The sequence below is a fragment of the Pedobacter paludis genome (assembly GCF_003173575.1).
In the GTDB taxonomy this organism is placed as follows: Bacteria; Bacteroidota; Bacteroidia; order Sphingobacteriales; family Sphingobacteriaceae; genus Pedobacter; species Pedobacter paludis.
Window position 1 is genome coordinate 287,403 of the sequence record NZ_QGNY01000002.1, and the last position, 24,739, is coordinate 312,141.

The 24,739-nt window shown below is 36.3% G+C and carries 27 protein-coding genes; 13 read left to right on the top strand and 14 right to left on the bottom strand.

The genetic code is table 11. The features are described from left to right. From DF947_RS05770 to DF947_RS05785, 3 genes are all read left to right on the top strand, one after another. Nucleotides 1-747, top strand: coding sequence for a hypothetical protein (locus DF947_RS05770; protein WP_109928756.1), 747 nt, complete (start codon nucleotides 1-3; stop codon nucleotides 745-747). Nucleotides 748-1,091: 344 nt separating this feature from the next. Further along, a complete protein-coding gene (locus tag DF947_RS05780; protein ID WP_205940746.1) occupies nucleotides 1,092-1,835 on the top strand; it encodes a PA3715 family protein in 744 nt (247 codons plus the stop codon). Next, complete coding sequence (locus DF947_RS05785; protein WP_109928758.1) at nucleotides 1,836-2,495, top strand: SanA/YdcF family protein; 660 nt, start codon at nucleotides 1,836-1,838, stop codon at nucleotides 2,493-2,495. On the opposite strand, the gene DF947_RS05790 is transcribed toward DF947_RS05785, so the two are convergent. Then, nucleotides 2,496-2,741, bottom strand: coding sequence for a redox-active disulfide protein 2 (locus tag DF947_RS05790; protein ID WP_109928759.1), 246 nt, complete (start codon nucleotides 2,739-2,741; stop codon nucleotides 2,496-2,498). 367 nt (nucleotides 2,742-3,108) lie between these two features. Here DF947_RS05790 and DF947_RS05795 point away from each other — a divergent pair, with 367 nt between their 5' ends. Beyond that, complete coding sequence (locus DF947_RS05795; RefSeq protein ID WP_109928760.1) at nucleotides 3,109-3,483, top strand: hypothetical protein; 375 nt, start codon at nucleotides 3,109-3,111, stop codon at nucleotides 3,481-3,483. Between the two features lie 50 nt (nucleotides 3,484-3,533). Here the strand turns inward: DF947_RS05795 and DF947_RS05800 are convergent, their stop codons facing one another. Continuing rightward, nucleotides 3,534-3,785, bottom strand: a complete 252-nt coding sequence (locus DF947_RS05800) for a hypothetical protein (protein ID WP_109928761.1) — start codon at nucleotides 3,783-3,785, stop codon at nucleotides 3,534-3,536. Between the two features lie 482 nt (nucleotides 3,786-4,267). On the opposite strand from DF947_RS05800, the gene DF947_RS05805 reads away from it, so the two are divergent. After that, nucleotides 4,268-5,650 carry an MBL fold metallo-hydrolase RNA specificity domain-containing protein gene (locus DF947_RS05805; RefSeq protein ID WP_109929198.1) on the top strand — a complete coding sequence of 461 codons (1,383 nt, stop codon included), beginning with the start codon at nucleotides 4,268-4,270 and terminating at the stop codon, nucleotides 5,648-5,650. 84 nt (nucleotides 5,651-5,734) lie between these two features. Here the strand turns inward: DF947_RS05805 and DF947_RS05810 are convergent, their stop codons facing one another. Continuing rightward, nucleotides 5,735-6,982 (bottom strand): glutamate-5-semialdehyde dehydrogenase, encoded by a 1,248-nt coding sequence (locus tag DF947_RS05810; protein ID WP_109928762.1) that lies wholly within the window; start codon nucleotides 6,980-6,982, stop codon nucleotides 5,735-5,737. A gap of 117 nt (nucleotides 6,983-7,099) precedes the next feature. Then, nucleotides 7,100-8,179, bottom strand: coding sequence for a glutamate 5-kinase (proB, locus tag DF947_RS05815; protein WP_109929199.1), 1,080 nt, complete (start codon nucleotides 8,177-8,179; stop codon nucleotides 7,100-7,102). Nucleotides 8,180-8,389: 210 nt separating this feature from the next. On the opposite strand from proB, the gene DF947_RS05820 reads away from it, so the two are divergent. From DF947_RS05820 to def, 4 genes are all read left to right on the top strand, one after another. Beyond that, nucleotides 8,390-10,540 carry a S9 family peptidase gene (locus DF947_RS05820; RefSeq protein WP_109928763.1) on the top strand — a complete coding sequence of 717 codons (2,151 nt, stop codon included), beginning with the start codon at nucleotides 8,390-8,392 and terminating at the stop codon, nucleotides 10,538-10,540. A gap of 24 nt (nucleotides 10,541-10,564) precedes the next feature. Next, complete coding sequence (locus tag DF947_RS05825) at nucleotides 10,565-11,062, top strand: hypothetical protein (protein ID WP_109928764.1); 498 nt, start codon at nucleotides 10,565-10,567, stop codon at nucleotides 11,060-11,062. A gap of 26 nt (nucleotides 11,063-11,088) precedes the next feature. Continuing rightward, nucleotides 11,089-12,321: a M16 family metallopeptidase gene (locus tag DF947_RS05830; RefSeq protein ID WP_109928765.1), complete on the top strand. Its 1,233-nt coding sequence runs from the start codon at nucleotides 11,089-11,091 to the stop codon at nucleotides 12,319-12,321. 162 nt (nucleotides 12,322-12,483) lie between these two features. Next, a complete protein-coding gene (gene def, locus DF947_RS05835) occupies nucleotides 12,484-13,044 on the top strand; it encodes a peptide deformylase (protein WP_109928766.1) in 561 nt (186 codons plus the stop codon). Nucleotides 13,045-13,193: 149 nt separating this feature from the next. Here def and DF947_RS05840 read toward each other — a convergent pair whose 3' ends face one another. Genes DF947_RS05840 through DF947_RS05850 form a run of 3 tightly spaced genes read right to left on the bottom strand, consistent with a single transcriptional unit; the run spans nucleotide 13,194 to nucleotide 15,241 of the window. Continuing rightward, nucleotides 13,194-13,832 (bottom strand): peptidase associated/transthyretin-like domain-containing protein, encoded by a 639-nt coding sequence (locus tag DF947_RS05840; RefSeq protein ID WP_109928767.1) that lies wholly within the window; start codon nucleotides 13,830-13,832, stop codon nucleotides 13,194-13,196. Between the two features lie 52 nt (nucleotides 13,833-13,884). Beyond that, nucleotides 13,885-14,130, bottom strand: a complete 246-nt coding sequence (locus tag DF947_RS05845) for a NifU family protein (RefSeq protein ID WP_109929200.1) — start codon at nucleotides 14,128-14,130, stop codon at nucleotides 13,885-13,887. Between the two features lie 34 nt (nucleotides 14,131-14,164). After that, complete coding sequence (locus DF947_RS05850) at nucleotides 14,165-15,241, bottom strand: Mrp/NBP35 family ATP-binding protein (RefSeq protein ID WP_109928768.1); 1,077 nt, start codon at nucleotides 15,239-15,241, stop codon at nucleotides 14,165-14,167. Between the two features lie 131 nt (nucleotides 15,242-15,372). Between DF947_RS05850 and DF947_RS05855 the strand changes: the two genes are divergently transcribed. From DF947_RS05855 to DF947_RS05865, 3 genes are all read left to right on the top strand, one after another. Further along, nucleotides 15,373-17,529 (top strand): transglycosylase domain-containing protein, encoded by a 2,157-nt coding sequence (locus DF947_RS05855; protein WP_109928769.1) that lies wholly within the window; start codon nucleotides 15,373-15,375, stop codon nucleotides 17,527-17,529. A 112-nt stretch (nucleotides 17,530-17,641) separates the two neighbouring features. Further along, nucleotides 17,642-18,184, top strand: a complete 543-nt coding sequence (hpt, locus tag DF947_RS05860) for a hypoxanthine phosphoribosyltransferase (RefSeq protein ID WP_109928770.1) — start codon at nucleotides 17,642-17,644, stop codon at nucleotides 18,182-18,184. Between the two features lie 55 nt (nucleotides 18,185-18,239). After that, nucleotides 18,240-18,899, top strand: a complete 660-nt coding sequence (locus DF947_RS05865) for a phosphatidylserine decarboxylase family protein (RefSeq protein WP_109928771.1) — start codon at nucleotides 18,240-18,242, stop codon at nucleotides 18,897-18,899. A 331-nt stretch (nucleotides 18,900-19,230) separates the two neighbouring features. Here DF947_RS05865 and DF947_RS05870 read toward each other — a convergent pair whose 3' ends face one another. From DF947_RS05870 to DF947_RS05900, 7 genes are all read right to left on the bottom strand, one after another. After that, a complete protein-coding gene (locus tag DF947_RS05870) occupies nucleotides 19,231-20,400 on the bottom strand; it encodes a mechanosensitive ion channel family protein (protein ID WP_109928772.1) in 1,170 nt (389 codons plus the stop codon). Between the two features lie 69 nt (nucleotides 20,401-20,469). Next, on the bottom strand, nucleotides 20,470-20,817 hold the full coding sequence (gene rplS, locus DF947_RS05875; RefSeq protein ID WP_039474107.1) for a 50S ribosomal protein L19: 348 nt from the start codon (nucleotides 20,815-20,817) through the stop codon (nucleotides 20,470-20,472). A gap of 138 nt (nucleotides 20,818-20,955) precedes the next feature. Next, a complete protein-coding gene (gene trmD, locus DF947_RS05880) occupies nucleotides 20,956-21,630 on the bottom strand; it encodes a tRNA (guanosine(37)-N1)-methyltransferase TrmD (RefSeq protein WP_109928773.1) in 675 nt (224 codons plus the stop codon). A 76-nt stretch (nucleotides 21,631-21,706) separates the two neighbouring features. Further along, entirely contained in the window at nucleotides 21,707-22,174 is a 468-nt protein-coding gene (locus tag DF947_RS05885; protein WP_109928774.1) for a DUF4488 domain-containing protein, read from the bottom strand. Between the two features lie 34 nt (nucleotides 22,175-22,208). Further along, nucleotides 22,209-22,643, bottom strand: coding sequence for a hypothetical protein (locus DF947_RS05890; RefSeq protein ID WP_109928775.1), 435 nt, complete (start codon nucleotides 22,641-22,643; stop codon nucleotides 22,209-22,211). Between the two features lie 56 nt (nucleotides 22,644-22,699). Further along, the gene (gene rimM / locus DF947_RS05895) at nucleotides 22,700-23,224 is read right to left on the bottom strand and encodes a ribosome maturation factor RimM (RefSeq protein WP_109928776.1); all 525 of its coding nucleotides are present in this window, start codon (nucleotides 23,222-23,224) and stop codon (nucleotides 22,700-22,702) included. 145 nt (nucleotides 23,225-23,369) lie between these two features. Continuing rightward, complete coding sequence (locus DF947_RS05900; RefSeq protein ID WP_109928777.1) at nucleotides 23,370-23,942, bottom strand: 30S ribosomal protein S16; 573 nt, start codon at nucleotides 23,940-23,942, stop codon at nucleotides 23,370-23,372. 144 nt (nucleotides 23,943-24,086) lie between these two features. Between DF947_RS05900 and DF947_RS05905 the strand changes: the two genes are divergently transcribed. Next, nucleotides 24,087-24,608 (top strand): 5' nucleotidase, NT5C type, encoded by a 522-nt coding sequence (locus tag DF947_RS05905; RefSeq protein WP_167398000.1) that lies wholly within the window; start codon nucleotides 24,087-24,089, stop codon nucleotides 24,606-24,608. Nucleotides 24,609-24,739: the final 131 nt, after the last annotated feature.

Consider the following 24,739-nt stretch of genomic DNA (forward strand, 5'->3'; position numbering starts at 1 on the left):
ATGAAAACACAAATAACAATTCTTTTATTCGCTATAATAATGATTGTTTCGGCTTGTAGAAACGAGAAAAAGCAATCAGCCAACGCAGAAACTACAACAGTTGTTAAAACCGATTCTGCTTTATTAAATGGATCAAAAACTATAGAAACAGGCGATCCAAAATTTCCTTCTACAGGTGTAGATGCACAGCATTTTGTACCCAACAATTACAAAATAGATTTGGAAACAGAGGGCGATTTAAATCATGATAATTTAAAGGATAAAGTTATTGTATTGATCAATAAAACGGATACAACCGACAAAAGGGTTACGTTAATTCTGTTAAAGCAACAGGATAACACATATAAACTCGATCAAAAATCTTTCGCTGCAGTTGAGCCAAAATATACAGCAGATGGTTATCAAATTTACGAAACTGAAGATGTTGACATAGATAGCCTAGGCACTTTAACATTTCAAATGTATGGCGTCGGCCCATCCGGAAATCTATTTAGCAGCTATAAGTACATCGATAATAAATTGATGCTGATAAATATAAACAGCTACAGCATGGGAGCTGGCGGACATACTGAATTAGATTTGGATATTTTGAAGGGAATTTACAAAGAAACTAATACCAATACAATGAAAGAAGATATGCCTAGCGAAACCAAAACCAAGAAGTATAAAATTGGAACGGTCCTTTTTGAAAACAGCAATCCTAAAGATATTGTGATCAAGGCTTTTGATGTAAACGGGGTGAAATAATCAATGAACGTACAAAATTCAAAATTAAGGGCAGGAACTTATTGTATAATCAGATTACTGATTTTAGCATTTGCAATTCTAATTTTTTACAATTTTGCCGACTACTTATTGCCAGAATATATTCGGGAAGATCAGTTTTCATTTGTAGGAGCACTTAACTTATTCTTGCAGTTAACATTTTGTTTTTGCCTATTTTATGGCGTATTCATTTTTTTTGAATTTAATAAGTTTCGAAAAAAAGGACTTGCAGATTTAAGAAACATGGCCTTTATTGTTTCCATTATGAATATTCTAATCCTTTTAGCATCTCTTTTTTTTACTTTAAAATGTAATTGAATCCACTTATGCGCAAAATTCTCTTTATTCTTGGGTTGCTTTTTTTAGTTAATAATGCTTTTCCTGCTCAAAACAGAAAGCTAGAAAACAAGGTGTTAATGATGAAAGTATTGAATCAGCTTGGCTTAAAAGAAAAGGATATTAATGAAGAATTATATGCCGAAAAGGTATTGCCATATTCTAAATCGCAAACTGTAATGGTAATTCCCAAATATAGAAAAATCGAGAAAGATGAATATGGAAATAGTTCGTTCGATTTAGATGCTTACGTTATCCTTGCTGATAATTCTACAGGTAAAATTCTTTATAAATATTATGAGGAAAATGCTTGGACATCAGATGCAGTGGTTTTATCAAGCATAATTATAGATACAGGATTGTACAATCTAAATAACGAAACCCGTGCCTTTGGCATTAGGGTTAGTTATACAGGAAGCAGTCGGCCAAATCCGTTTAGCCAAACAGATTTATCTCTATTTATTGTAGAAAAAAAATCTTTAAAAAGGGTTTTAAAAAACTATACCCTATCAGATGCTCATGGAGAATGGGATATGAATTGTGCCGGTGAATTTGAAAGTATGGAAGCTGTTATCGATATGGATGCCAATAAAACAAATGGTTTTAAAAACCTAAGCATTAAAGAAACTACTGTGTACACAAAAAATATTCCAGTAAAAGAAGACTGTATTGAAAAAAAATCGACAAAACGCACGACGAAAAAATTGAAATACAATGGCATAGCATATAAATAAATGAAAAATCCAAAACGACTCTTAAAGGCAATTTGCCTATTAATTTTAATTGGTATTGTCACTGTTTTAGCCACAAATTACGTTGTAAAATCCAAAACAAAGAGCTTGATATTTTCTTCGGTAAAAGATGCTCCGAAAGTAAAAGTGGCCATTATTTTCGGCGCAGGGATAAATGGCAATAAACCTAGTAAATACTTAAAAGACAGACTTGATGCAGGCATTTTACTTTATAAAAATAACAAAGTCGAGAAGTTATTATTATCAGGCGATAATGGCAGAGATGAACATGATGAACTAAAGGTGATGAAACTATACTGTTACGAAAATGGTGTAGATACCACAAAGATATACATCGATTACGCTGGCTTTGATAGCTATTCGACCATGTTCAGGGCAAAGGAAATTTTTAAAGTTGATACTGCGATTCTAGTTTCCCAGAAATATCATCTAAATAGATGTGTTTACATCGGCAACAAACTTGGCATAAAATGTTACGGTTTTTCGGCAGATAAAGGCACTTATCAGGGCTACAAATACGTTTCTTTCCGAGAATATTTAGCCATTACAAAATCGGTTTTTGATGTTTGGCGGAATAGGAAACCCCAGTATTTAGGCGAGTCAGTTAATATAAGTAGAGCATCAAATTATACAAAAGAGTAACTATAAGTTTCTTAATTTTCTTTCTGCCTTTATTTTTTTGATGTTGCTGAAATTAATAATCACAATGGGCAATAACGCAATTGGAACAACCGTTAAGGCCGTAAAACCTTTTTTAAAGGTTAAAAAAATGCCTAAACCAAATAACAACAATAACATACCTGCAAGCGTGTAAGTTACAGCACTTATCGTTTTCTCATTTTTTAGCAACTCCTCGTTGCTCATTTCTTCTATTTTTTTCTCAGCCATTTAAAATTTGATTTCCCCATCTGCAAAATAGAAAAAAAAATAGAATTATCTTCTTTTTTTGAGGTCTGCGCTACTTCATTATTTAGCTGTTTTTATATGGGTTCAATAATTAAGCTATCTAATCCTTCTGCTAAACTAAACAGTTTTAAAATTAAAGTCCTTATCCAAATCTAACAGATATTAAAATTTCAAAAAATATATCAAATTAAATTCAAAGCATTGCTTTTCAATGCTTTAGAATCATTAATAAAAATATTTTATAGTCGGTTTTCGCATCAAATTAGCCCCAGGCAAAGTTCTTTTGGCATAGTCATTGTCAATAGGCTGTTACATTATAACCTATTTGAAAAATAAAAAAGTGAAAGAGATGAAAAAGACAATCCAAATTTTTAGCATGCTTTTAATAGCATTAACCGTAATGGTATCTTGTAAAAAAGATACAGACCCAGCAGATAAAGATTTCTTTGTGGGTACGTATAACGGAACAGTTTCTTACCGAAACGGCGAAACCACAATTAACAGTTCAGACGGTAAGGTTACTGTAAGCAAAGTTGGCGAAACGTATAATTTTTACTTCGGAAACAATATCCCTGATATTACCGGAGTTAAATTCGAAAAAACAGGCGATAACAGTTATGTGAGTATTGGTTCTGGATTAACCGGAATTAGCATTGATGCAAGTACACTGAAAATGCTGGTTTCTAAAGGTGGCGAAACCTGGACGGCAAACTGCACGAGGTAATTCATTTAAAGCAAAAAGTCTCGATTTAAAATCGGGACTTTTTTTATGCGCTATAATTCTTCTTCTTCGTCATCTTCTTCTGGCACATAATTTTCTATCGCCTGTCCAATTGCATTTACTTCTTCGTCTTCCTCAAAAATTGGAAGTTCGGTTTTGTAATCCATCTTTAACCAAATAGAGGAGGTATCTTTCTGAATTTGAATATACTCTCTACCGTCTTTAAAAATGGTATACGAATCATTTCCCTCAGGAAAAACCGAATAATTTATCGGTCCTATTTCTATATCAAATGGCTCTTGCATGCTTAATGTTTTTCTGCAAAGATAGGGCTTTAAAATATGAATATCATTTCATGTTTAATGATTTGGAAATGAATGCTTCGGTTTTCATGGCGGTTTATAGTCCCGCCATTCGCTTTACTTCGTTGTTAACCCAAAAAAGGTTAACACTACGTGCTCGCTACTGTCTGGTTTAATCACAACGTTTTAAGATCTTGGCTACTGGGATTTTCGAAAATATCAGTATTGTACTGCCCGCCTAAACCCGACTGAAGTGGAAAACACGCAAACCGAGGAACGAGGTGCGGATTTGAAACAAAAGGCGGGACTGATTAAACCTAAAAACCACTGCAACTGCTTTCCAAAAAAAAAGCAAAATCAAAATATAAACTTTTAAACCGCTTAAATACGATGCCTTTTGCTAATTAAAAAATTACTTCTTGTTGTTTAAAAATTCCATCATTTATACTACTTTACACAAAACAATTTACCCTACAGAAAGAAAGATGAAGTTAACGTTTTGGGGCGCTGCGCAACAGGTAACAGGAAGTATGCACCTGCTAGAAGTTGGACATTATAAAATCTTGATTGATTGCGGATTAGATTACGAAAAGGATACTTATCAAGAAGAAAACCAACAATTTCCATTTGATCCGGCGAGTATAAATCTGGTTATTTTAACACATGCACATATCGATCACTCCGGCAATTTACCAACGCTTGTTCGCTTGGGTTTTGATGGACAGGTGCTTTGCACATCGCCAACTGCAGATTTAACGGCCATATTATTATTCGATTCTGTAGAGCTTTTTTTACGAAAACAAGGCCGCAAGCCTCGTACCAAACGGGGTAATTTTAGTGGGCCAAAACCTTTGTACCTGCATAAACATGTAATGGATACGATAGATCGTTTTGTAACCATTGCTTTCAACAAGCCTTTCCGCATTAATGGCGATATCAGCTTAACGTTTATTCCTGTTGGCCATTTATTGGGTGCCGCAGCGGCTGTTTTAACCGTTAATGATAACGGCGAAGAAAAGAAAATTGCATTCTCTGGCGATATTGGCAGAGAGAATTATCCGGTTTTGGTTAAGCCAGAACCAATCCCCGAGGTAGATTATTTTGTCTGCGAATCTACCTATGGAGGTCGTTACCATACCAAAGACCAAACCCTAGAAGAGCGCTTGGTTAAAGAAATTACTGAAGCTTGTATTAAAAGCCCTGGCCGATTGATTATTCCTGCCTTTAGTATTGGGAGAACACAGTCTCTGGTTTTTGCATTAAATCAGATTTTTACCAAAAAACTTTTACCTCCCGTACAGATTTTTGTTGATAGCCCAATGGCGATACAAGCAACAGATGTTTATAGAAAACACCATAATCTGGTAAATCAGGAGGCTAAAGATTTTTACAAAACCATGGGCGATGAATTTGAATTTGAGCATTTGGCTTATGTTCAAACCATGAAAGAGAGTAAGGATGTTTCCAATTATTTCGATCCCTGCATTATTATTTCTTCTGCCGGAATGTTAGAAGGTGGTAGAATTCAAGACCACTTGTATTACAATATTCAGAATTACTATTGCACGCTATTGTTTATTGGCTATTGTGCAAAGGGTACACTGGGTTATAAATTATTAAGCGGCGCTCCAATTGTAAGAATTAAGGATCGCGAGATGATGGTTTATGCAACCATTCGCCAAACCGATTTGCTAAGCGGCCATGGAGATCATGATGATTTAGTAAGAACAGTAAAGCAAACTGGCCGACCTAAAAAGGTTTTTCTTGTGCATGGTGAAGACAAGAGTTTGAAGAGTTTAGCCGAAGCTTTACATGAAGAAGGTTTTGATGTAGTTGCTCCAGAAAGGGGTGAGGTGTTTGAGATTTAATTGGTTTAATGGTTCATTTGTCATTAGTTTATTGGGCAAACCACTCTAATTTCATAATTGCGTTCAGAATGACATCGAATGAAACTATTTCCTTACTTGTCCATCACCTCTAACTACCCATTTATAACTGGTTAATTCCTCCAATCCCATTGGCCCACGGGCATGGAGTTTTTGTGTGCTGATACCAATTTCTGCACCCAAACCAAATTGAGCACCATCGGTAAATCCTGTTGATACATTGGCATAAACCGCAGCTGCATCTACTTCATTTAAAAATCTGGCAATGTTTTCGGGATTTTCAGAAATAATGGCTTCACTATGTTTGGAACTGTAACTGGCGATGTGATTTAGGGCCTCATCTAAATGTTCAACTACTTTAACGGCCAGTTTTAATGATAAAAATTCTGTTCCGAAATGTTCTTCTCTTGCCAGATTTAAAAGTTCCGTTGGATATGAAGCCTTTAAAAGATTATAGCTTTTCTCATCCGCAAAAAGCTCAACATGCCCATCTGCCAAAGGCGAGAGCAGTTCGGCTAAATCATCCAATCTATTTTCGTTAATTAATACGCAATCCAAAGAGTTACAAACACTTACTCTTCTGGTTTTTGCATTAAAAATAATGGCTTTGCCTTTCTCTAAATCTCCCGATTCATCAAAATAAGTGTGTACAATTCCAGCCCCGGTTTCAATAACAGGGATTTTGCTATTCTCTCGAACGTAATTAATTAACGATTGGCTTCCACGAGGAATCAGTACATCTACAAATCCCCTTGCATTTAGCAAAGCTTCGGTTGCAGGTCTTTCTGCAGGCAATAAAGTTAAAACATCTTCATTAATGTGATGCTTATTTAAAACTTGGTGAATAATTTTTGCAATGGCTAGATTCGAAAATTCTGCATCGCTCCCGCCCTTTAAAACGGCAACATTTCCTGTTTTAAAGCAAAGCGAAAATACATCTGCCGTAACGTTTGGACGTGCCTCATAAATTACACCAACAACACCAAGCGGAACACGAATTTTTTGAATTTGAAGTTTATTTTCTAAAGTTTTATCCGAAAGAATTTCACCTAATGGGCTAATTAAATTAACTACGTTTTTAACATCGTTTGCAATATCGGCAATGCGCTCTTTGGTCAGTTTTAATCGATCGTATTTCGGGTCTTCGGCAGGCATTTTAGCTAAATCTTTCGCGTTCTCGACCAGAATTTCTTCAACGTGAAAAATCAAAGCATCAGCCAGATCTGTTAAAACAGCATTGGTTGTTTCTTTAGAAATGCTTGTCATGGTGCGACTAGCTTGTTTTGCTTTTTCGAAGTATTGATTGTAGTTCATTTTTATTTTAATTAACCGCAAAGTGCACTAAGTTTTTCGCAGAGCAAAGCAAAATTTAGCGCTTATATTAACTTTGCTTTCTCTGCGCCTACTCTTTGTGTTCTTTGCGGTTAAACATTAAATTGCTGAGTAAAAATAATCGTAATGCACTAAAGGTTTCTGTTTTTTCTGTCCTATTCTTTCTTTGGCCTTATCAGAGCCATATTCTGCAATGCCTAAGCCAATTAGATTATTCTTTTCATCTACAATTTTAATGATATCGCCTTTTAAAAAATCAGATTGGATGGCAATAATTCCAACGGGAAGTAAACTTGTTGCTTTGCCAGAAGTTAAAACGCTTTTGGCACCGTCGTTTAGCTGAACAATCCCAGTTGCCGACGTTTCTGAATGTGCAATCCATTTCTTTTTACCCGATTTAGTTTTTTCAGGAACAAAGCGAGTATGGATCAATTGATCATTAAGTAAAGCTGTAAGCACATCATCGGCTGTTCCGTTAGCAATGTGAACCGTAATACCCAGTTTTGCAACCTTTTGTGCCATGGTAGATTTGGTTACCATTCCGCCACGACCAAACTGCGATTTGCCCGTTTGTATAAACGAAGCGAGATTGGAAACCGAACCCTTAATTTCTTGAATAACTTCCGAACCTTCTACTTTCGGGTCGCCGTTGTAAATTCCATTTACGTTAGATAGGATAATCAATGCATCAGCATTTAACATCGAAGCAATCAGTCCAGCAAGTTCATCATTATCTGTAAACATCAGCTCGGTTACAGAAACCACATCGTTTTCATTTACCACCGGAATTACATCGTGCTGCAGCAAAATCTGCAGGCAGTTTTTCATGTTTAAATAATGTGCCCGATCGCGAAAATCTTCTTTGGTAACCAATACCTGAGCACATTTTATATCGTGTGCTGCAAAGAAATTAGAGTAGGTGTTAATCAATTTTACCTGCCCAATTGAAGCCAATAACTGACGAGTAGTAACTGCATCCTGTTTTTCGGAAACCTTAATTAAACTTCTGCCCGAAGCAACTGCTCCAGATGAAACCAAAATGACCTCGATGCCCAGTTTTTTTATCTCTGCCAATTGATTAACAAGATGGTTAATTCTTGCCTCATCGGGCAATCCATTGGTTTGTGTAATTACATTGGAACCTACCTTGACAACAATTTTTTTGTACCCTAACTTCATTATTATGCTAAAAACAATTTGATGTGGCAATTTAACATCTATTTTTTTTAAATCGAATGAATATCCATGGAGTGGCGCATTTTTAACAAAATGGCAATTAAGGTTCCGTTGAACTGAAGCTGAACGGCAATGAAGATATACCATTCATCTCCAAACCTACATCTCCAATAAAAAATGTTAAATTGCATCAACCTCAACCAAACCGCTATTATGAAACTTATTTTACCTAGCCTATTTTTGCTAAGTGCAATAACGGCATGCAATAACCCAAAGAAAAAAGAAATGGAAATGTATAAATGGCCCGATGCTAAAGCCCCTGTGGCAGAAATTATTCCGCATAAAAGAATTTTACATGGCGATACCGTAGTAGACAACTACTATTGGATGATCGATTACTTTAAAAAAGGACCGGATAGCACCAAAGTTGTGGATTATCTAAAAGCAGAAAACAACTATCTAAATACGATGATGAAGGGAATGGATAAGTTTCAGGCAGATCTGTTTGCAGAAATGAAAGGTAGGATTAAAGAAAAAGACGAGTCGGTTCCTGTTTTTAAGAACGGATATTTTTATTATTCCCGAACGGAAGATGGTAAACAATACTTTAAATATTGTCGCAAAAAGGGCAGTTTAACTGCAAAAGAAGAAATTCTTTTAGATGTTGACGACTTAGCAAACGGACATGCGTATTACAGTGCCACAGGTTTTAGTATTAGTCCTGATAATAAACTTTTAGCTTTTGGTGTTGATCAGGTTTCTCGTAGACAATATACCATTAACATTAAAAACTTAGAAACAGGCGAAGTGTATAAAGATGCAGTAACCAACACCAGCGGGCGAGCCGTTTGGGCAAACGACAATAAAACACTTTTCTATACCGCCAATAATCCCATTACTTTATTAAGCGAAAAAATTAAAAAACATACTTTGGGTGCTGATGCCAAAACCGATGTGGTTGTTTATGATGAGAAAGACAATACGAATTATATCGGGGTAGCGAAATCCAAAAACGGCAAATTCATTTTAATCGGATCGGAAGGTACATTAACTTCTGAAATGAGAATCCTTGATGCAGACCATCCTGAAGCAAATTTCAAAGTATTTTCGCCTCGATCTAAAGATGTACTTTATGATGTTTATCCAATTGATGGAAAATTTTTAATCCGCACCAATTGGAATGCAAAAAACTTTCGTTTGATGGAATGCCCTTTGGATAAAACCGAAAAAGAAAATTGGAAAGAGGTAATTTCAAATCGCACAGATGTGCTTTTGGAAGATGTAGAAGAATTTAAGGATTATGTTGTTTTATCTGAACGTAAAAACGGCTTAACGGAATTGCGTGTACTAAAAAAAGATGGGAAAGATTATTACATCAAATTTGATGAGCCTGCTTACGATGCCGGTGTAGGCTCCAATCCCGAATACGACAGTAAAACTTTGCGGTATTCCTATACCTCTTTAACTACGCCGAGTTCTATTTACGATTATAATTTAGAGAAACGTGATCAGCATTTAATGAAGCAACAAGAGGTTCTTGGCGGTTATGATCCGAAAGAATATGTTACAGAACGCGTTTTTGCAACGGCTAAAGATGGAACTAAAGTACCCATAGCCTTAGTCTACAAAAAGGGCTTTGAAAAGAATGGAAAATCGCCTTTGCTTCTTTACGGATACGGTTCTTACGGTGCCAATTCTGATGTATATTTTTCTACGCCGAGATTAAGCCTGCTTAACCGTGGATTTATATTTGCCATTGCAAATATTCGTGGCGGACAAGAGCTTGGGCGCCAATGGTACGAAGATGGTAAATTGATGAAAAAGAAGAATACTTTTACTGATTTTATTGCCTGTGGAGAATATCTTATCGATCAAAAATATACCAGTAAAGGCCATTTGTATGCGAATGGTGGTAGTGCAGGCGGTTTACTAATGGGGGCAGTTGTTAACCTGGCGCCAGATTTATGGAATGGTGTAATTGCAGATGTACCTTTTGTTGATGTGGTAAATACCATGTTGGATGAAAGTATCCCACTCACCACAAATGAGTTTGATGAATGGGGAAATCCTAAGAAAAAAGATGCTTACGATTATATGAAAAGTTACTCGCCTTATGAAAACGTAGAGAAAAAAGCTTATCCAAATATGCTCGTGACAACCGGTTTGCACGATAGCCAGGTTCAGTATTTCGAGCCGGCAAAGTGGGTTGCAAAACTTAGGGCTAACAAAACAGATAAAAATGTATTATTTCTAAAAACCAATATGGAGTTTGGTCATGGGGGTGCATCGGGCCGTTTCGATTATTTAAAAGAAGAGGCATTGGGTTATGCATTTTTCTTTGCCTTGGAGGGAATCAATAAATAATATAATTTAGCTTTGACAACTCCCATGCGCAAGGCGATTGGAGTTGTTAAAGCTTATATTAAAATCCACATGAATTCAAAACTAAAAACGCTCCAGATTATTCACCTGGCACTTTGCTCAGGTGTGTTCTTATTTGCCATGGTTACCATTTTGCTTAATAAAGATAGAATGATCTTTGATGCAAAATTTGAAAATACAGCTCCGTTTAATCCTATTTTTCCAATTATTGGACTAATAACATTAGGCATAAGCATCTTTTTGAAAAACCAGTTCATCGCTAAAATTAGTTCATCCGACGGTTTAGATTCTAAAATCACGCAATATCAAAGCGCATTCCTAGTAAGTTCGGCACTTTTAGAAGGTGGTGCACTTTTAAACATTGTTGGTTTTCTAATTACAACGAATGCTTTCTTTTTAATTTTTGCGGGCATTAGTCTGTTTTTCCTAATTCGCAGTAGACCAACAAAAGATAAAGTGATTTCCGATTTACAATTGCAATACCCAGAAACAGAGGCATTGTAAGCAATTAGCCTTATCTTTGCCCTTCAATGGAATACAATGTTCATACCCTGCCAAACGGCATCCGCTTATTACATGTGCCTTCAGCTTCCGCTATATCTCATGCCTGCATTATTGTAAACACAGGCTCTAGAGATGAACCGGAAAATAAAGCCGGCTTGGCACACTTTATAGAGCACCTTATTTTTAAGCGTACCGAAAAACGAAGTACCAATCAGATTTTAAATCGATTGGAAAGTGTTGGCGCAGATTTGAATGCTTACACAACCAAAGAATACACCTGTGTTCATGCCTCATTTCTAAACCCATATTTAGACAGGACCTTAGATCTTTTTAACGATATCATTTTTCATTCTACCTTTCCTGAAGATGAAATGGATAAGGAAAAGAGCGTTATTTTGGATGAGATTGCGTCTTATTTAGATCAGCCCGAAGAAGCCATAAATGATGACTTCGAAGACATGCTCTTTGCGGGAAATGCTCTAGGAAATAACATTTTAGGTACCACAGAAAGCGTTCAGAATTTTACTCGAGAGGATATCATCAATTTTCGAAAGGCAAATTACAGAACCAACGAAATTGTAATTGCCGTTTTAGGAAACTACACGTTTAACAGTGTAACCAAAAAAGGAACAAAGTATTTTGCTGATGTTACGGAAAATTCTCCGGCACAAAACAGAATAAAACCAGCCATTTTACCTCAAAGCAGCACCACGGTTTATAAGCCGATTATGCAGGCACATTGCATTTTAGGTACACAAACCTATTCCACCCACAGCAAAAACAAAGCGGGTTTAATGTTGCTGAATAACTATTTTGGCGGCAACGGAATGAGCTCTGTTTTAAACCTTCAAATTAGAGAGAAGTATGGAATCGCTTATACCATCGAATCGAATTTTTCTCCTCTAAGCGATACCGGAATTTTTTCCATTTACTTTGGAACGGATAAAGAAAAACAACAAAAAGCCCTATCGCTGATTTTCAAAGAAATCAAAAAATTAAGAGACCATCCACTTAACGAATTGCAATTGCTAAAGGCCAAAAATAAGTTTATAGGCCAAATTGCGCTAGGCGAGGAGAACCGAATTGGCTTAATTATTTCGATGGCTAAAAGCTTAATAGATCATAATAAAATTGATTCGTTGGAAAAGGTTTTTGAAAAAATTAATCAGGTTACCACACAAGAGGTTGCCGAAATTGCAAACGAAGTTTTAGATATTGAAAAACTGAATATTTTTACTTTCAGCCCGATATTGGAATAATTCTTATTTTTGTAAACATAATGCATGTCGCAATTGCGATTTCGCAATTCGACTACTCGTCATTGCGAGGCACGAAGCAATCCTACAACAATCGCTATACCCTAGCGCTTTAATATTGCTTCGTGCCTCGCAATGACGGCCTAAATAAAAATAGATTACACAATGAAATTACCTATAGTAGCTTACGGAGATCCGGTATTAAAAAAAATTGGAACCGATATAGACAAAGAATACCCAGAATTGAAACAGCTCATTAGCGACATGTTCGATACCATGTATTATGCAAACGGCGTTGGTCTTGCTGCCCCTCAAATTGGTCTACCAATCCGTTTATTTATTGTTGATACTGGAGAAGACGATGATGGAAAACCAGGTTATAAGAGGGTATTTATTAATGCACAGATTATAGAAGAAACAGGTGAGGCATGGAGCTTTAACGAAGGTTGCTTAAGTATTCCCGACATTCGCGAAAACATTATGCGCAAGCCGAACATCAAAGTAAAATATTTTGATGAAAACTGGGTTGAACATACGGATGATGTTGATGGAATGCCAGCTCGCGTAATTCAGCACGAATACGATCATATTGAAGGAAAGCTTTTTACCGATAAAGTAAGTGTATTACGTAAAACGATGCTTAAAGGTAAGCTGGATGCAATTTCAAAAGGAAACATCAAAACAGATTACAAAATGAGGTTTCCGAATAAGAGCAAAAAGAGATAAGTCTTGATGTAAGATGTAAGAGGGAAAATGGAAACGTTTTCCTTTTTTTATGTCTTCACGTCATTGCGAGGCACGAAGCAATCCTACAACGATCGCTAAACACCCAACGCTTTAAGATTGCTTCGTGCCTCGCAATGACGATTTAGCTACTAATTCTCATTCCGGCTTTTATCGCCATCGAAGATCTGTTGCATTAATTTACCCCAAGCAAAAGGGTTTAATAATGGATTCGTTTGAACCATGTTTTTGTTAATCATTCTATCAAAGTTATACCGATAATTCTGACTTCCAATTTCCTGTCCGTCACGCGGTAAGGTTTGGATTAAACCGTCGATAGAAGAGCGAGAGAGATTTTTCTTGGCTATTGCCATATCATCATCGGCCAGTTTCATCGATAAAAACTCACGCGTAAATTCTTCTGTGGTGGCCCACGGAAAAACCCTTACAGTTGGTAGATTAATTACTTCAGCTTTTAGCTTAACCATTATGGTGTACTTATCATCCGGAGTACTGCTAGGAATTATGGTCGAGAATTTTTTGTAGCCAATTGCCGTAAATAAGATGGTATCTCCCGGGTTTACGATAAAGGTAAAGTAACCTCTGTAATCGGCGCCCACACGTTTGCTTTTTGCAGAAAGGTTGGTAATGGTAACGTATGGAATTACGTTTGTACTGTCCATATCGGTTATAATCCCTGAAAATTGGATAAGTTTATCCTGAACCGGCTTTTGTTGTGCAAAAACGGTTACAGAAAAAATCAGCAAAATTAGGGTAACGCAATATCTCATTAAGACAAAAGTAATTTTATTAATAAAACTTCCTTGTTAAATATTGTTAAAGCTAGTCTTGCTCTGCCATGTTTACAGCAACTACCGAAGTAATTTCGGGTACAGCTTTCATAATGGCTTGTTCGATCCCAGATTTCATGGTCATAAAACTCATTGGGCAAGAACCGCAGTTCCCCAAAAGCTTTAATCTAACGATGCCTTCTGTGGTAATTTCTTCAACAGAAACATTCCCTCCATCTGCCATTAGGTATGGTCTTATGGTTTCCAATGCCTGTTCAACTCGCTCTGTTAAATTCATTATCAGTTTTTTAAAGTATAAAAATAGTAATTTTTTAGCAATTTGCCATCTGTGCATTATTAATGGAAATCTGCTGAGCAATTTTACTCGCAATATCTCCAAATACAACATCCAAAAGAGGATTTTGATTTAGTGCTACTGGTCTTCCGCTATCTCCGGCTTCCGAAATGCTTTGGATAATCGGAATTTCTCCCAAGAATGGAACTTCAAATCGCTCTGCTAATTTTCTTCCACCACCGTTTCCGAAAATATAATATTTGTTGTCTGGTAACTCTGCCGGTGTAAAATACGACATGTTTTCGATTACACCCAACACCGGAATATTGATGCCCGGCATCCTAAACATAGCCAATCCTTTGTGCGTATCTGCCAAAGCAACCTGTTGAGGCGTTGTAACCACAACCGCCCCAGAGATTGGGAAGCTTTGTGTGATGGTAATGTGAATATCACCAGTGCCAGGAGGAAGATCGACAATTAAATAATCGAGTTCGCCCCAGTTGGTATCGTTAAATAATTGCTTAACCGCGTTTGATGCCATTGGTCCACGCCAAGGCACCGGCTGACCGGGATCTGCAAAAAAGCCTAAAGACAACAATTTTATACCATATTTTTCAATCGGAAGGATTTTCGTTTTACCATCAGCTGTTTCTTCGGCACCGGGTTTTGCATCCACCAAATCGAACATGGTTGGTACGGATGGACCATAAATATCGGCATCAATTAACCCAACTTTAGCACCATCTTTCGCCAGTACAACAGCCAGATTACTTGCCACGGTAGATTTACCAACCCCCCCTTTTCCTGATGAAACCAAAATAATATTTTTGATGTTATCTAATGAGGATGAATTGGTTGGCTGGGTTACTCTAGAAGTTACATTAATTAATACTTCAGCTTCGGCCGATACAAAATGCTTAACTGCATTGGTACACGCATTTTTTAGCATTTCCTTCATTGGGCATGCTGGTGTGGTAAGCTCAAGCGTAAAACTTACCTGATTATCAATTATCTGTAAATCCTTAATCATGTTTAAGGTTACCAAATCTTTCTTAAGATCCGGATCTTCTACATTTTTAAGGGCATCGAAAACTTGTTGCGGGCTAATCTGCATCGTATTAATTTAAATTCAAAATTAACAAAACGTAGCCATAAATACTTTTATTTAGGGTTTTTAACTGTAATTTTAACACGAAATAAACATTTAATTGTTACGTTTAAGCAATTAACCATTTTAACGACTGTATGCGTATACCTAAAATTAAGATCCCTAAAAAATATTTGAAAATTGGCGCCTGGATTTTAGGTGTATTTTTAATTGTTTGTATGGCTTTAGGGGCTGTTGCATATAGCAAAAGAGAAGCGCTTTTGAAAAAAATGGTGGCCAAAGCCATTGCTAAGGCCGACAAAGATTATGGCCTTGAAGTTAAAATCGGTTCAGCTGGATTTACCGGTTTAAGCACCGTAAAAATGACCGCAATCTCTGTGGTTCCTAAAGAGCGGGATACACTTTCTAACATTGGTGAACTCAGTGTTGGCGTAAAATTATTTCCGCTGTTATTTGGCAACGTTAAATTATCAGAAGTAAAATTGAACGATGGCTATGTAAGTATCGTACTTAAAGATTCTACAACCAACATCGATTTTATTTTAAAAAGAAAGAAAAAAGACAGTACAGAAAATAAAGGAAAAGCGAATTTACCAGAAATTGCAAGCAACATTTTAAATCAGGTTTTGTATAAAATCCCTGATGATATGGATGTGAAAAACATGGTTTTTAAATTTAACGACCATGACACCGCCAAATTGAATTTCGCAACTACAGCAACAATTGATGGTGGCGATTTAAAATCAACCATCAATGTTAATAATGGAGAGTCTACCTGGCATATTGATGGTTTGGTTAAACCGGGCAGAAAAAAACTTAATTTCAGCGCCTATGCAGATGGGAAAAAACTAGAATTGCCTTACCTGAATAATAAACTTCATGCAAAATTGAGTTTCGATACTTTACAAACAGAGCTTAAAGATGCGGGTTATAGTGGAGATGACTATAAAATTTCTGGTTCTTGGTCAGTAAAAAATATGTTGATCAACCAAGCCAGAATTGCTAGTAATGATATTATCGTTCAAAGTGCAAAGCTTGATGCCGATGTTTTGGTTGGCCCCAATTTTATTGCTTTGGACAGTACTTCAACTGCTTACTTAAAGAATGCAGAAATCCACCCTTACGTAAAATACACCCTGGGCAAAAATAAAATTTATGAGCTTAAACTTAATGCCGACGAGCAAGATGCACAGGCTGTTTTAGATGCCTTTCCGCAGGGATTATTCGAATCGTTGGAAGGTTTAAAGGTTCAGGGAAAAGTAAAGTATAGTTTAAATTTTTATTTAGATACAAAAATTCCCGATAGCGTCCGCTTTAACTCTACACTTACGCCTGTTGATTTTAAAATTATACAGTGGGGCAAAACCAATTTGCAGAAAATTAACAGTCCATTTGTTTATACGCCTTACGAGTATGGCAAACCCATGCGAGACATTACGATTGGCCCATCAAATCCAAACTTCACGCCTTTGTCTTCTATTTCCAAAAACTTTATGAATGCGGTTTTAACGGCAGAAGATCCTTCGTTTTTTACACACAATGGTTTTGTTGAAGAATCAATCCGTAAATCTATTGCGGTAAACTTTAAGGAGAAAAAATTTAAACGTGGTGGCAGTACCATCAGCATGCAATTGGTTAAAAATGTTTATTTAAGCCGCCAAAAAACACTTGCCCGAAAGGCCGAAGAGATTTTAATTGTTTGGTTAATTGAGCATAATCACCTAGTAAGCAAACAAAGAATGTTAGAAGTTTACTTCAACATTATGGAGCTGGGGCAAAACATTTATGGAATTGGTGAGGCCTCTAGATATTATTTTGGAAAACAACCTGCAGATTTAACCATCGGCGATGGATTATTCTTGGCCAGCATTGTTCCGAAACCAAAAGCATCTATGTATAAGTTTTTGGCAGATGGAAGCTTGAAACCTTACATGTTTAATTATTTCCGCTTTATGGGAAATATTATGGCAAGAAGAGGCTTAACGCCTGCGGATACTTCTGGCTACGGTTTTTATAATGTTCGCCTAAGAGAAGGTTTACGCCAATATTTAGCGCCAGATACAGCCGTTATAGATACAACAGCTTTTGATGACGACGAAGAAGGTATGCCTCCTGTAATTATGCAAGACAAAAACAAAAGTTTGTTCGATAGGATTTTCGGCGGGGGATCTAAAAAAGATACCGGAAATAGACAGACGGTTAAACCGAGCGATACAGTTAAAACCAAGAAGCAGTTGAGACAGGAGCGGAGAGAACAGAGGCAGAAAGAAAAAGAACTGGAGAAAAACTTATAATCGATCAATAATTTTCTTGGTGGCAGTGATTTTAACCAATCACCAAAATAGATTAAACCCTTAAACAAAAGCGATAACAACATATCGACCATTTATATAAATTGTCTTTTAAATGCACAAAATAAAAGTAGAGGATAAAGAATTCGAGATTTTTTTAGAAAACGACACCATCAATAAAAGAATTAGATTGATGGGCATTCAAATGAATGTTGATTATGAAGGGAAGTGTCCTTTATTTATTGGAGTGCTAAATGGTAGTTTCTTATTTATGGCCGATTTAATTAAAGAAATTGATGTGCCTTGCGAAATCGCTTTTATGCGTGTAGCATCATATGAAGGAACATCAAGCTCCGGAAAAATTAAAGAACTGATTGGCCTACCGGATATTATTGAGGGTAGAGATCTTATCATTGTTGAAGATATTGTTGATACGGGCTTAACCTTAACACATATATTAAAAACGATTAAAGAGAAAAATCCTGCATCAGTTAAGGTAAGTTCGCTTTTACTTAAACCAACTGCTTTAAAATACGAAATCGAAGAGCTGGAATATATTGGTTTTGAAATACCGAACGAATTTGTTGTGGGTTACGGATTAGACTACAACGGACTGGGCCGAAACCTGACTGATATTTACCGAGCAACTGAAGCATAATTATTAGATTGGATTAATTTATTTTTCGCACCTTTGCCCAATAATTTCTAACACAATGACCATACATAAAGAGGGCTACACCACTATAGCCTTAACCATATTGTTTATTTTCATCATCAACGCTTTTGTTGATTACAAATATTATGATGTAACCTGGTTACGTTGGTTCATTTATATTTTTTCTGCGGCTTTATTTTTAATTGTTTTACAGTTTTTCCGTAATCCAACCCGGAATTTCTCTGCGGGAGAAAATCTGGTTATTTGCCCGGCAGATGGCAAAGTGGTAGTAATAGAAGAAACTGAAGAAGGCGAATATTTTAAAGATAAACGCTTACAGGTTTCTATTTTTATGTCGCCTGTTAACGTTCACATTAACCGCAATCCAATCTCAGGAATTGTAAAGTTTTTCAAATATCACCCAGGAAAATATCTTGCGGCCTGGAATCCAAAGTCATCGACAGAAAATGAACGTACCACAACGGTTGTAGAACATAAAAATGGTACTCCTGTATTGTTCCGTCAAATTGCTGGCGCCTTAGCCCGTAGAATTGTTTGGTATGTAAAAGAGGGCGATCAAGTTGTGCAAGCAGAACAGTTCGGCTTTATTAAATTCGGCTCTAGAGTTGATGTTTTTCTTCCGGTTGGAACAAAGGTTAATGTAGAACTTAATCAGGTTGTAAAAGGCGGGATAACTACTTTGGCGGAGTTAAGCTAGATTTACAACCAAGAAGCAAATTTATATTAATTTTCACCACCTGAGACACCATAGAACATCTAAGAAGAGGGTCGGTATTTCGAGTAAAAGAATTTCTTATTAATCTGAGTTCGATTGTTTTTTATGAAAACAATCATTAATAGACATCTAGCCTTGCCCCATCGTCATGCTGATTTATTTCAGCTTCTTTTTTTTTGCAGGAAAGATCATGAAATAAACGCCGTAGCTCTCCTGAATATCATAAAAAAACAAACTAATATGGAAAATTCAGGTTATCAATGCACTTCTGAACTTTGATTTTGAAAATCTCTAAATCAAAAAATCGGTTCTTCTAATCCGTTGTATCATTCCCTACTTCTTTATCGCTAGCTGTTGTTTTATCGCTAATCAATCTTTGTGTAGGATAAGCAAAATCAGATTTGTTTCGCATTACAATCTCCATAATTTTGAAATTGATTTCCTGTTTTATCGATAGGTAATCGTTGTAGGCCGTAATCGAAACAAAATAAATAACCTCGATATTTAAAGAAGAATCGCCAAAACCTTCAAAATACGCATTGCCATCATCGCTTGTATCTTCATGGGCTCTAATGTAAGTTCTAATTTCATCTACAATTTTTTTAATGGTTTCTGCATTGGTTTCGTAGGTAATTCCAAAAGAGAATTTTACTCTTCTAAAGTTTCGTAAACTCATGTTTTCCAAAACACCATCAATCATTCCCTTATTTGGAATGGTAGCCATCGTTTTTTCCGTTGTACGGATTAATGTGCTTCTAAAGCCAACTTTTTCAACCGTTCCCTCTACACCATCAACCTTTACCAAGTCGCCTACAACAAATGGCTTATCCAGGAAAATAGTAAAAGACCCCAACAAGTTTTCGAGGCTTTCTTTGGCCGCGAGCGCAATAGCAATACCACCAATGCCTAAACCTGTAATCAATGTTAAAACGTTAACTTCAAAAACGAAGCCCAAGAGTGTAAAAAAACCAATAAAAACAACTATCGTTTTAAAAAGCTCTTTTAAAAAGGGCACCAATTGATCGTCAGATTTACTTTCGGTTAGCGATGCTTTAAACAATAAAACATGCGATATAAAATCGATTATGCGTAAAATGATCCAAAAAATGGAAAGGATTATCAAGAAAAGAAAAATACGATCTATACATTCGCCAATGGTTACTGGAATGGATTCTTTAACCTTTCCTACAATTTTATGGTAATGAAATACAGCAACCTCTAAGGGGTGGGTTAACTGATTTATCGACAGATACAGCGTGGTAAAAAGCATAAAAACCTCAATCGGCTTTAGCAATAAGCCAACAAAGGTATCATCGTGCGATTGCTGGGAAAAACTTTTAAAAAGTGTAAATAAAAGTTTGCTCAGAAGCTTGGAAACAAGCCTTCTAAAAATTAGCCCCACTAAAAGTATTCCCCCGAAAAGGAAATAAGCCTTAACTGTGTTTCCCCAGAAAACCTGGTCGAAAAATTCAGAATTTAACATATGGCAAAGATGTAAACAAAAAAACCTCCACGATTTAGTCGTGAAGGTTATATCTTATAATAAAGAATATTATTTTCTTAAAGATTTGATACGAGCAGCTTTACCAGTTAAAGCACGTAAGTAGAATAATTTAGCTCTACGAACTTTACCATAGCTATTTACTTCTACTTTCTCGATGTTTGGAGAATTAAAAGGAAAAATACGCTCAACACCAACGCCGTTGCTCATTTTACGAACGGTGAAGGTTTCGTTAGCACCTGCACTGTTACGTTGTATTACAACACCTTGGTAAATTTGAACACGTTCTTTATTACCTTCGCGAATTTTATAGTGTACGCTCACTGTATCGCCAGACTTGAACGCAGGAAAATCTTTTTTCGCGATGGCCTGCTCTTCAACAAATTTTACTAAATCCATGATTTTAAGCTATTAAACCGACTTTCTTTACCTTGAAAATCGGATTGCAATATTAGGGAAATATTTTGATATAAAAAAGTCTAATTTAATTTTTTCCACAATCTTTTAGAATTCCACATTCGATTATGCTAAATGCTTCTATTCCAAAAGGTCTGGACGGCGTTTCTGAGTGCGTTCCAAAGCCTGTTCGTGCCTCCATTCGTTCACTTTAGCCTCGTGTCCACTTAACAAAACATCCGGAACTTTATGTCCCCGCCAATCTGCAGGCCGAGTGTAAATAGGCGCATCCAATAAATCGCCCTGAAAACTATCAGAAAGTGCTGAAGTTTCATCATTCAGAACCCCAGGGATTAACCGAACCACAGCATCAACCACAATTGCAGCAGGCAGTTCTCCGCCACTCAAAACATAATCGCCAACGGAAATCTCTCTCGTTACAAAAACATCGCGGATGCGCTGATCTATTCCTTTATAATGACCACACAAAATAATGATGTTCTTTTTAATCGAAAGTTCATTTGCGGTACTTTGATTTAAGGTTACACCATCCGGACTCATAAAAATGATTTCATCATACTCCCGTTCTGCCTGAAGTTTTTCAATGCAGGCCGCAAATGGCTCAATACTCATTACCATACCGCTCCCGCCTCCATACTGGTAATCATCTACGCTTTTTTGTTTATTGGTAGAATAATCTCTTAAATTGTGGACAACGATTTCGGCAATGCCTTTTTTCTGCGCCCTCTGCAAAATAGAATGTGCAAATGGGCTTTCCAGCAAAGCAGGTAAAACGGTAATAATATCAAAACGCATGGGGCAAAGGTAAGAATTGAGGTTGGAGTAGAAAATTGTTATTCTTATTATGCTTTAAGGAACAACCCAATATCCTTTAATTAGGCAATATGTCAACCTTCCTCCAAAGTTCTTTCCAATGCATCGTTTTAACTCCTTTTTCATCTTCCAAAGCACCTTCTAGGGATAAAAGCTTATTGTTTCCTTCATTAGTAAAATTGTATTCGATCAAATAGTTTTTACCCAAATTGTTTGAGTTCTTTCTACTATCTTCTAAAATAATATCTTTAAAATGGGTTTTATCTACAATTTCATACTTGCCTCTCTGAAGGATAAATGAGCCTTTATCGGTCACGATTACCTGACTAAGTGTGCCATTGCTATCGAAAACTTTGAGCGTGGTGTTTTGAGGCCTAACGGCTTCCCCATCTTGCTCAACGGCAACGTTAGTTAATTCCCAAACGCCAACAAGAGGAGCTTTTGAAACTGAATCCTGAGCATTTGCCTGATAAAAAAATAGTATAAAAATCAGAAAAGCAATATTTCTGAAAAATCGATTCCCCATATAAAAACAGTGATAAATAAAGCCAAAAAATAATTTAATCGATTGAATTTACTTTAACCAATTCATCAGCCCATTCTAATTTTGATCCACCATTTTTTGCATAAACAACACCGCTCATTTTGAGTTTTTGATTGTTTTCGCTTAACGCAAAATAGTTTACATATTGTTTGCCAGCAAGTTGATAGGTAGCATCGGCTCTGGCATAAGTAATATCAAGAACGTAAGTATTGTTGGATAAAATTTTGTAAGATCCGCTGTGGGTAACGATTTTGGTGCCGTTCTCTTTTGCAAGATTATAAAAACTACCATCTGATTTAAAGACAATACTGCTTCCCGGATGGTTAACCACATTCCAAATTCCTATAAAGGGTTTTATTTCTTTTAAATTGGCTTGTTGTGCGGTTTTGCAAGAAACGATTGATAATACAGCAAATAGTATGGCTGTGTTGAAGAATAATTTTTTGAGCATGTTAATTTTGGTTAGGATGAAATCTAAATTAACATTTTTATTCTTTCAGTGCAAATTTAAGACAGGTATATATCCAACAGTCCTTCTGGCAAATCCAAGGTTAAAATTTTTCCATCATCATCAATTTCGACAATAAAGTCCTCGTTTAAAGGAAATAGAATTTCTGTTTCTTTATATAAAACAGTTGCAACAAATTGCTGTGGGTATTCGTTCACTTCTAAAATTTCGCCTAACTCACCCAAGGCCTCGTCTACAGCCATAAAACCCTTTAAATCGGTATAAAAGAATTCGTCTTCACCTCGTTCAGGCATTTGTGTTAAGGGTAAATATAATTTTTTCTTCAATAACGGCTGCGCCTTATCGATATGATCAACATCATCAAAATTGAAGTATCCTGTTTTATTAACCTGAAACTTGGCAGAAGCTACAAAATAGGGTACAAGTTTTCCGTTCATATCTGCAAATATCACATCAAAACTTAGTTTTTCATATTCATCAAATTCGAAAAATATCTGAACTTCGCCCTTTAAACCTCTTGTTTTGGTAACGTAACCTATGTAAAATGCTTCTTCGTGTTTCATAAACCCAATTATATTGTCGTCATTGCGAGGCACGAAGCAATCCCTAAGCTAAGATTGCTTCATGCCTCGGCAATGACGGTATTAAATAGAAATAGCGTCCCGAATAATTCGGAACGCTATTTTCTGTGCTACACAATAAATTAAATTATTCTGCGCCTTCTTCTTTAGTAGCTTCTGCTGCAGGAGCTTCTTCAGTTGCTTCAGCCTCAACAGCTGGTGCTTCTTCAGTAGCTTCTTCTTCAACAACCTCTTCTGCAACTGGTGCATTTTTAGCTGCGATAGCTGCTGCTCTATCTTCTTTTTTCTTAGCCTCTGCCACTAATGCTGCTTTACGAGCATCTGCTTTAGAAGTAGCTAAACCTTCTGTTTTACCAGAGATTTTACCTGCTTTGCCTTCTAACCAAGCCGTGAATTTCTGATCAGCTTGTTCTTGAGTTAAAGCACCTTTTTTAACACCACCTTCCAAGTGTTTTTTGTATAAAACACCTTTGTAAGATAGGATAGCACGAGCTGTATCAGTTGGTTGTGCACCACTGTTTACCCAAGCCAAAGTTTTTTCGAAGTTAATTTCGATGGTTGCAGGATTGGTGTTTGGGTTGTATGAACCTAAACGCTCAATAAATTTACCATCACGTGGAGAGCGAGAATCTGCTACCACAACGTGGAAAAAAGGTTTTCCTTTTTTACCGAATCTTTGCAATCTGATCTTAGTTGCCATTTTCTTTTGTATTTATGTATTCAACATAGTTCCCGGAGCTTCGTGCTGCGGGGCTGCAAAGATAACTAAAATACTGTAAATTAAAAACATAGTTTAATTTCTTTGTTTTGAGGATATTTGCGCCTTAATATTTGCAGATACAAAATGAAAAGAATTGCTATAGATATGGATGAGGTGATTGCCGATGTAATCCCAAAATTCATTAACCTTTATAACCGTGATTTTGGTGTTCCGCTCGATTTGGTGATTGAGCCGGGCAACGAAGTTTTTAAACAAGTACCACAGGATGTTAACCAGAAATGGTTCGAATATATTAATGAAAAAGGCTTCTTTCGCGATTTGGCTGTAATTCCAGATAGCCAGCGCGTAATTAAAGCTTTGCAGGAAAAATATGATGTTTACATTGTTTCTGCAGCTATGGAATTCAGAAATTCTTTAGAAGATAAATACGATTGGTTAGCCGAACACTTTCCTTTTATCGATTGGCAACATATTATGTTCTGCGGAAATAAAATTGTTGAGGTTGATGTGCTTATAGACGACAGAATAAAAAACTTTGTAAACTTTAAAGGCCGGCCACTTTTATATACTTCACCACACAATCTTCTAATTACAGAATACGAAAGGGTTAACAGCTGGGAAGAGATTGCTGGATTGCTGCTTTAAGCCAATTGGAAAGTGAATATATCGTCATTTCGACAGGCATGGCAAAATAGAGATACTTTAATATTAATTTAAAAGATTTCTCCACTACGGTCGAAATGACGAAAATTTAATGTATTGAGGGTTAGCCATAG

What these genes read in the sequence shown, in the direction of transcription:
- DF947_RS05780 (WP_205940746.1), top strand. Translation starts at nt 1,092, where the DNA reads ATGCGCAAAATTCTCTTTATTCTTGGGTTGCTTTTTTTAGTTAATAAT.
- DF947_RS05885 (WP_109928774.1), bottom strand. Translation starts at nt 22,174, where the DNA reads ATGGGGAATCGATTTTTCAGAAATATTGCTTTTCTGATTTTTATACTA.
- DF947_RS05870 (WP_109928772.1), bottom strand. Translation starts at nt 20,400, where the DNA reads ATGTTAAATTCTGAATTTTTCGACCAGGTTTTCTGGGGAAACACAGTT.
- DF947_RS05850 (WP_109928768.1), bottom strand. Translation starts at nt 15,241, where the DNA reads ATGCAGATTAGCCCGCAACAAGTTTTCGATGCCCTTAAAAATGTAGAA.
- DF947_RS05785 (WP_109928758.1), top strand. Translation starts at nt 1,836, where the DNA reads ATGAAAAATCCAAAACGACTCTTAAAGGCAATTTGCCTATTAATTTTA.
- DF947_RS05800 (WP_109928761.1), bottom strand. Translation starts at nt 3,785, where the DNA reads ATGCAAGAGCCATTTGATATAGAAATAGGACCGATAAATTATTCGGTT.
- def (WP_109928766.1), top strand. Translation starts at nt 12,484, where the DNA reads ATGAAATTACCTATAGTAGCTTACGGAGATCCGGTATTAAAAAAAATT.
- DF947_RS05820 (WP_109928763.1), top strand. Translation starts at nt 8,390, where the DNA reads ATGAAACTTATTTTACCTAGCCTATTTTTGCTAAGTGCAATAACGGCA.
- DF947_RS05825 (WP_109928764.1), top strand. Translation starts at nt 10,565, where the DNA reads ATGCGCAAGGCGATTGGAGTTGTTAAAGCTTATATTAAAATCCACATG.
- trmD (WP_109928773.1), bottom strand. Translation starts at nt 21,630, where the DNA reads ATGCGTTTTGATATTATTACCGTTTTACCTGCTTTGCTGGAAAGCCCA.
- DF947_RS05810 (WP_109928762.1), bottom strand. Translation starts at nt 6,982, where the DNA reads ATGAACTACAATCAATACTTCGAAAAAGCAAAACAAGCTAGTCGCACC.
- DF947_RS05830 (WP_109928765.1), top strand. Translation starts at nt 11,089, where the DNA reads ATGGAATACAATGTTCATACCCTGCCAAACGGCATCCGCTTATTACAT.
- DF947_RS05865 (WP_109928771.1), top strand. Translation starts at nt 18,240, where the DNA reads ATGACCATACATAAAGAGGGCTACACCACTATAGCCTTAACCATATTG.
- proB (WP_109929199.1), bottom strand. Translation starts at nt 8,179, where the DNA reads ATGAAGTTAGGGTACAAAAAAATTGTTGTCAAGGTAGGTTCCAATGTA.
- DF947_RS05905 (WP_167398000.1), top strand. Translation starts at nt 24,087, where the DNA reads ATGAAAAGAATTGCTATAGATATGGATGAGGTGATTGCCGATGTAATC.
- DF947_RS05855 (WP_109928769.1), top strand. Translation starts at nt 15,373, where the DNA reads ATGCGTATACCTAAAATTAAGATCCCTAAAAAATATTTGAAAATTGGC.
- DF947_RS05840 (WP_109928767.1), bottom strand. Translation starts at nt 13,832, where the DNA reads ATGAGATATTGCGTTACCCTAATTTTGCTGATTTTTTCTGTAACCGTT.
- DF947_RS05845 (WP_109929200.1), bottom strand. Translation starts at nt 14,130, where the DNA reads ATGAATTTAACAGAGCGAGTTGAACAGGCATTGGAAACCATAAGACCA.
- DF947_RS05790 (WP_109928759.1), bottom strand. Translation starts at nt 2,741, where the DNA reads ATGGCTGAGAAAAAAATAGAAGAAATGAGCAACGAGGAGTTGCTAAAA.
- DF947_RS05900 (WP_109928777.1), bottom strand. Translation starts at nt 23,942, where the DNA reads ATGGCAACTAAGATCAGATTGCAAAGATTCGGTAAAAAAGGAAAACCT.
- DF947_RS05795 (WP_109928760.1), top strand. Translation starts at nt 3,109, where the DNA reads ATGAAAAAGACAATCCAAATTTTTAGCATGCTTTTAATAGCATTAACC.
- hpt (WP_109928770.1), top strand. Translation starts at nt 17,642, where the DNA reads ATGCACAAAATAAAAGTAGAGGATAAAGAATTCGAGATTTTTTTAGAA.
- rplS (WP_039474107.1), bottom strand. Translation starts at nt 20,817, where the DNA reads ATGGATTTAGTAAAATTTGTTGAAGAGCAGGCCATCGCGAAAAAAGAT.
- DF947_RS05805 (WP_109929198.1), top strand. Translation starts at nt 4,268, where the DNA reads ATGAAGTTAACGTTTTGGGGCGCTGCGCAACAGGTAACAGGAAGTATG.
- rimM (WP_109928776.1), bottom strand. Translation starts at nt 23,224, where the DNA reads ATGAAACACGAAGAAGCATTTTACATAGGTTACGTTACCAAAACAAGA.
- DF947_RS05770 (WP_109928756.1), top strand. Translation starts at nt 1, where the DNA reads ATGAAAACACAAATAACAATTCTTTTATTCGCTATAATAATGATTGTT.
- DF947_RS05890 (WP_109928775.1), bottom strand. Translation starts at nt 22,643, where the DNA reads ATGCTCAAAAAATTATTCTTCAACACAGCCATACTATTTGCTGTATTA.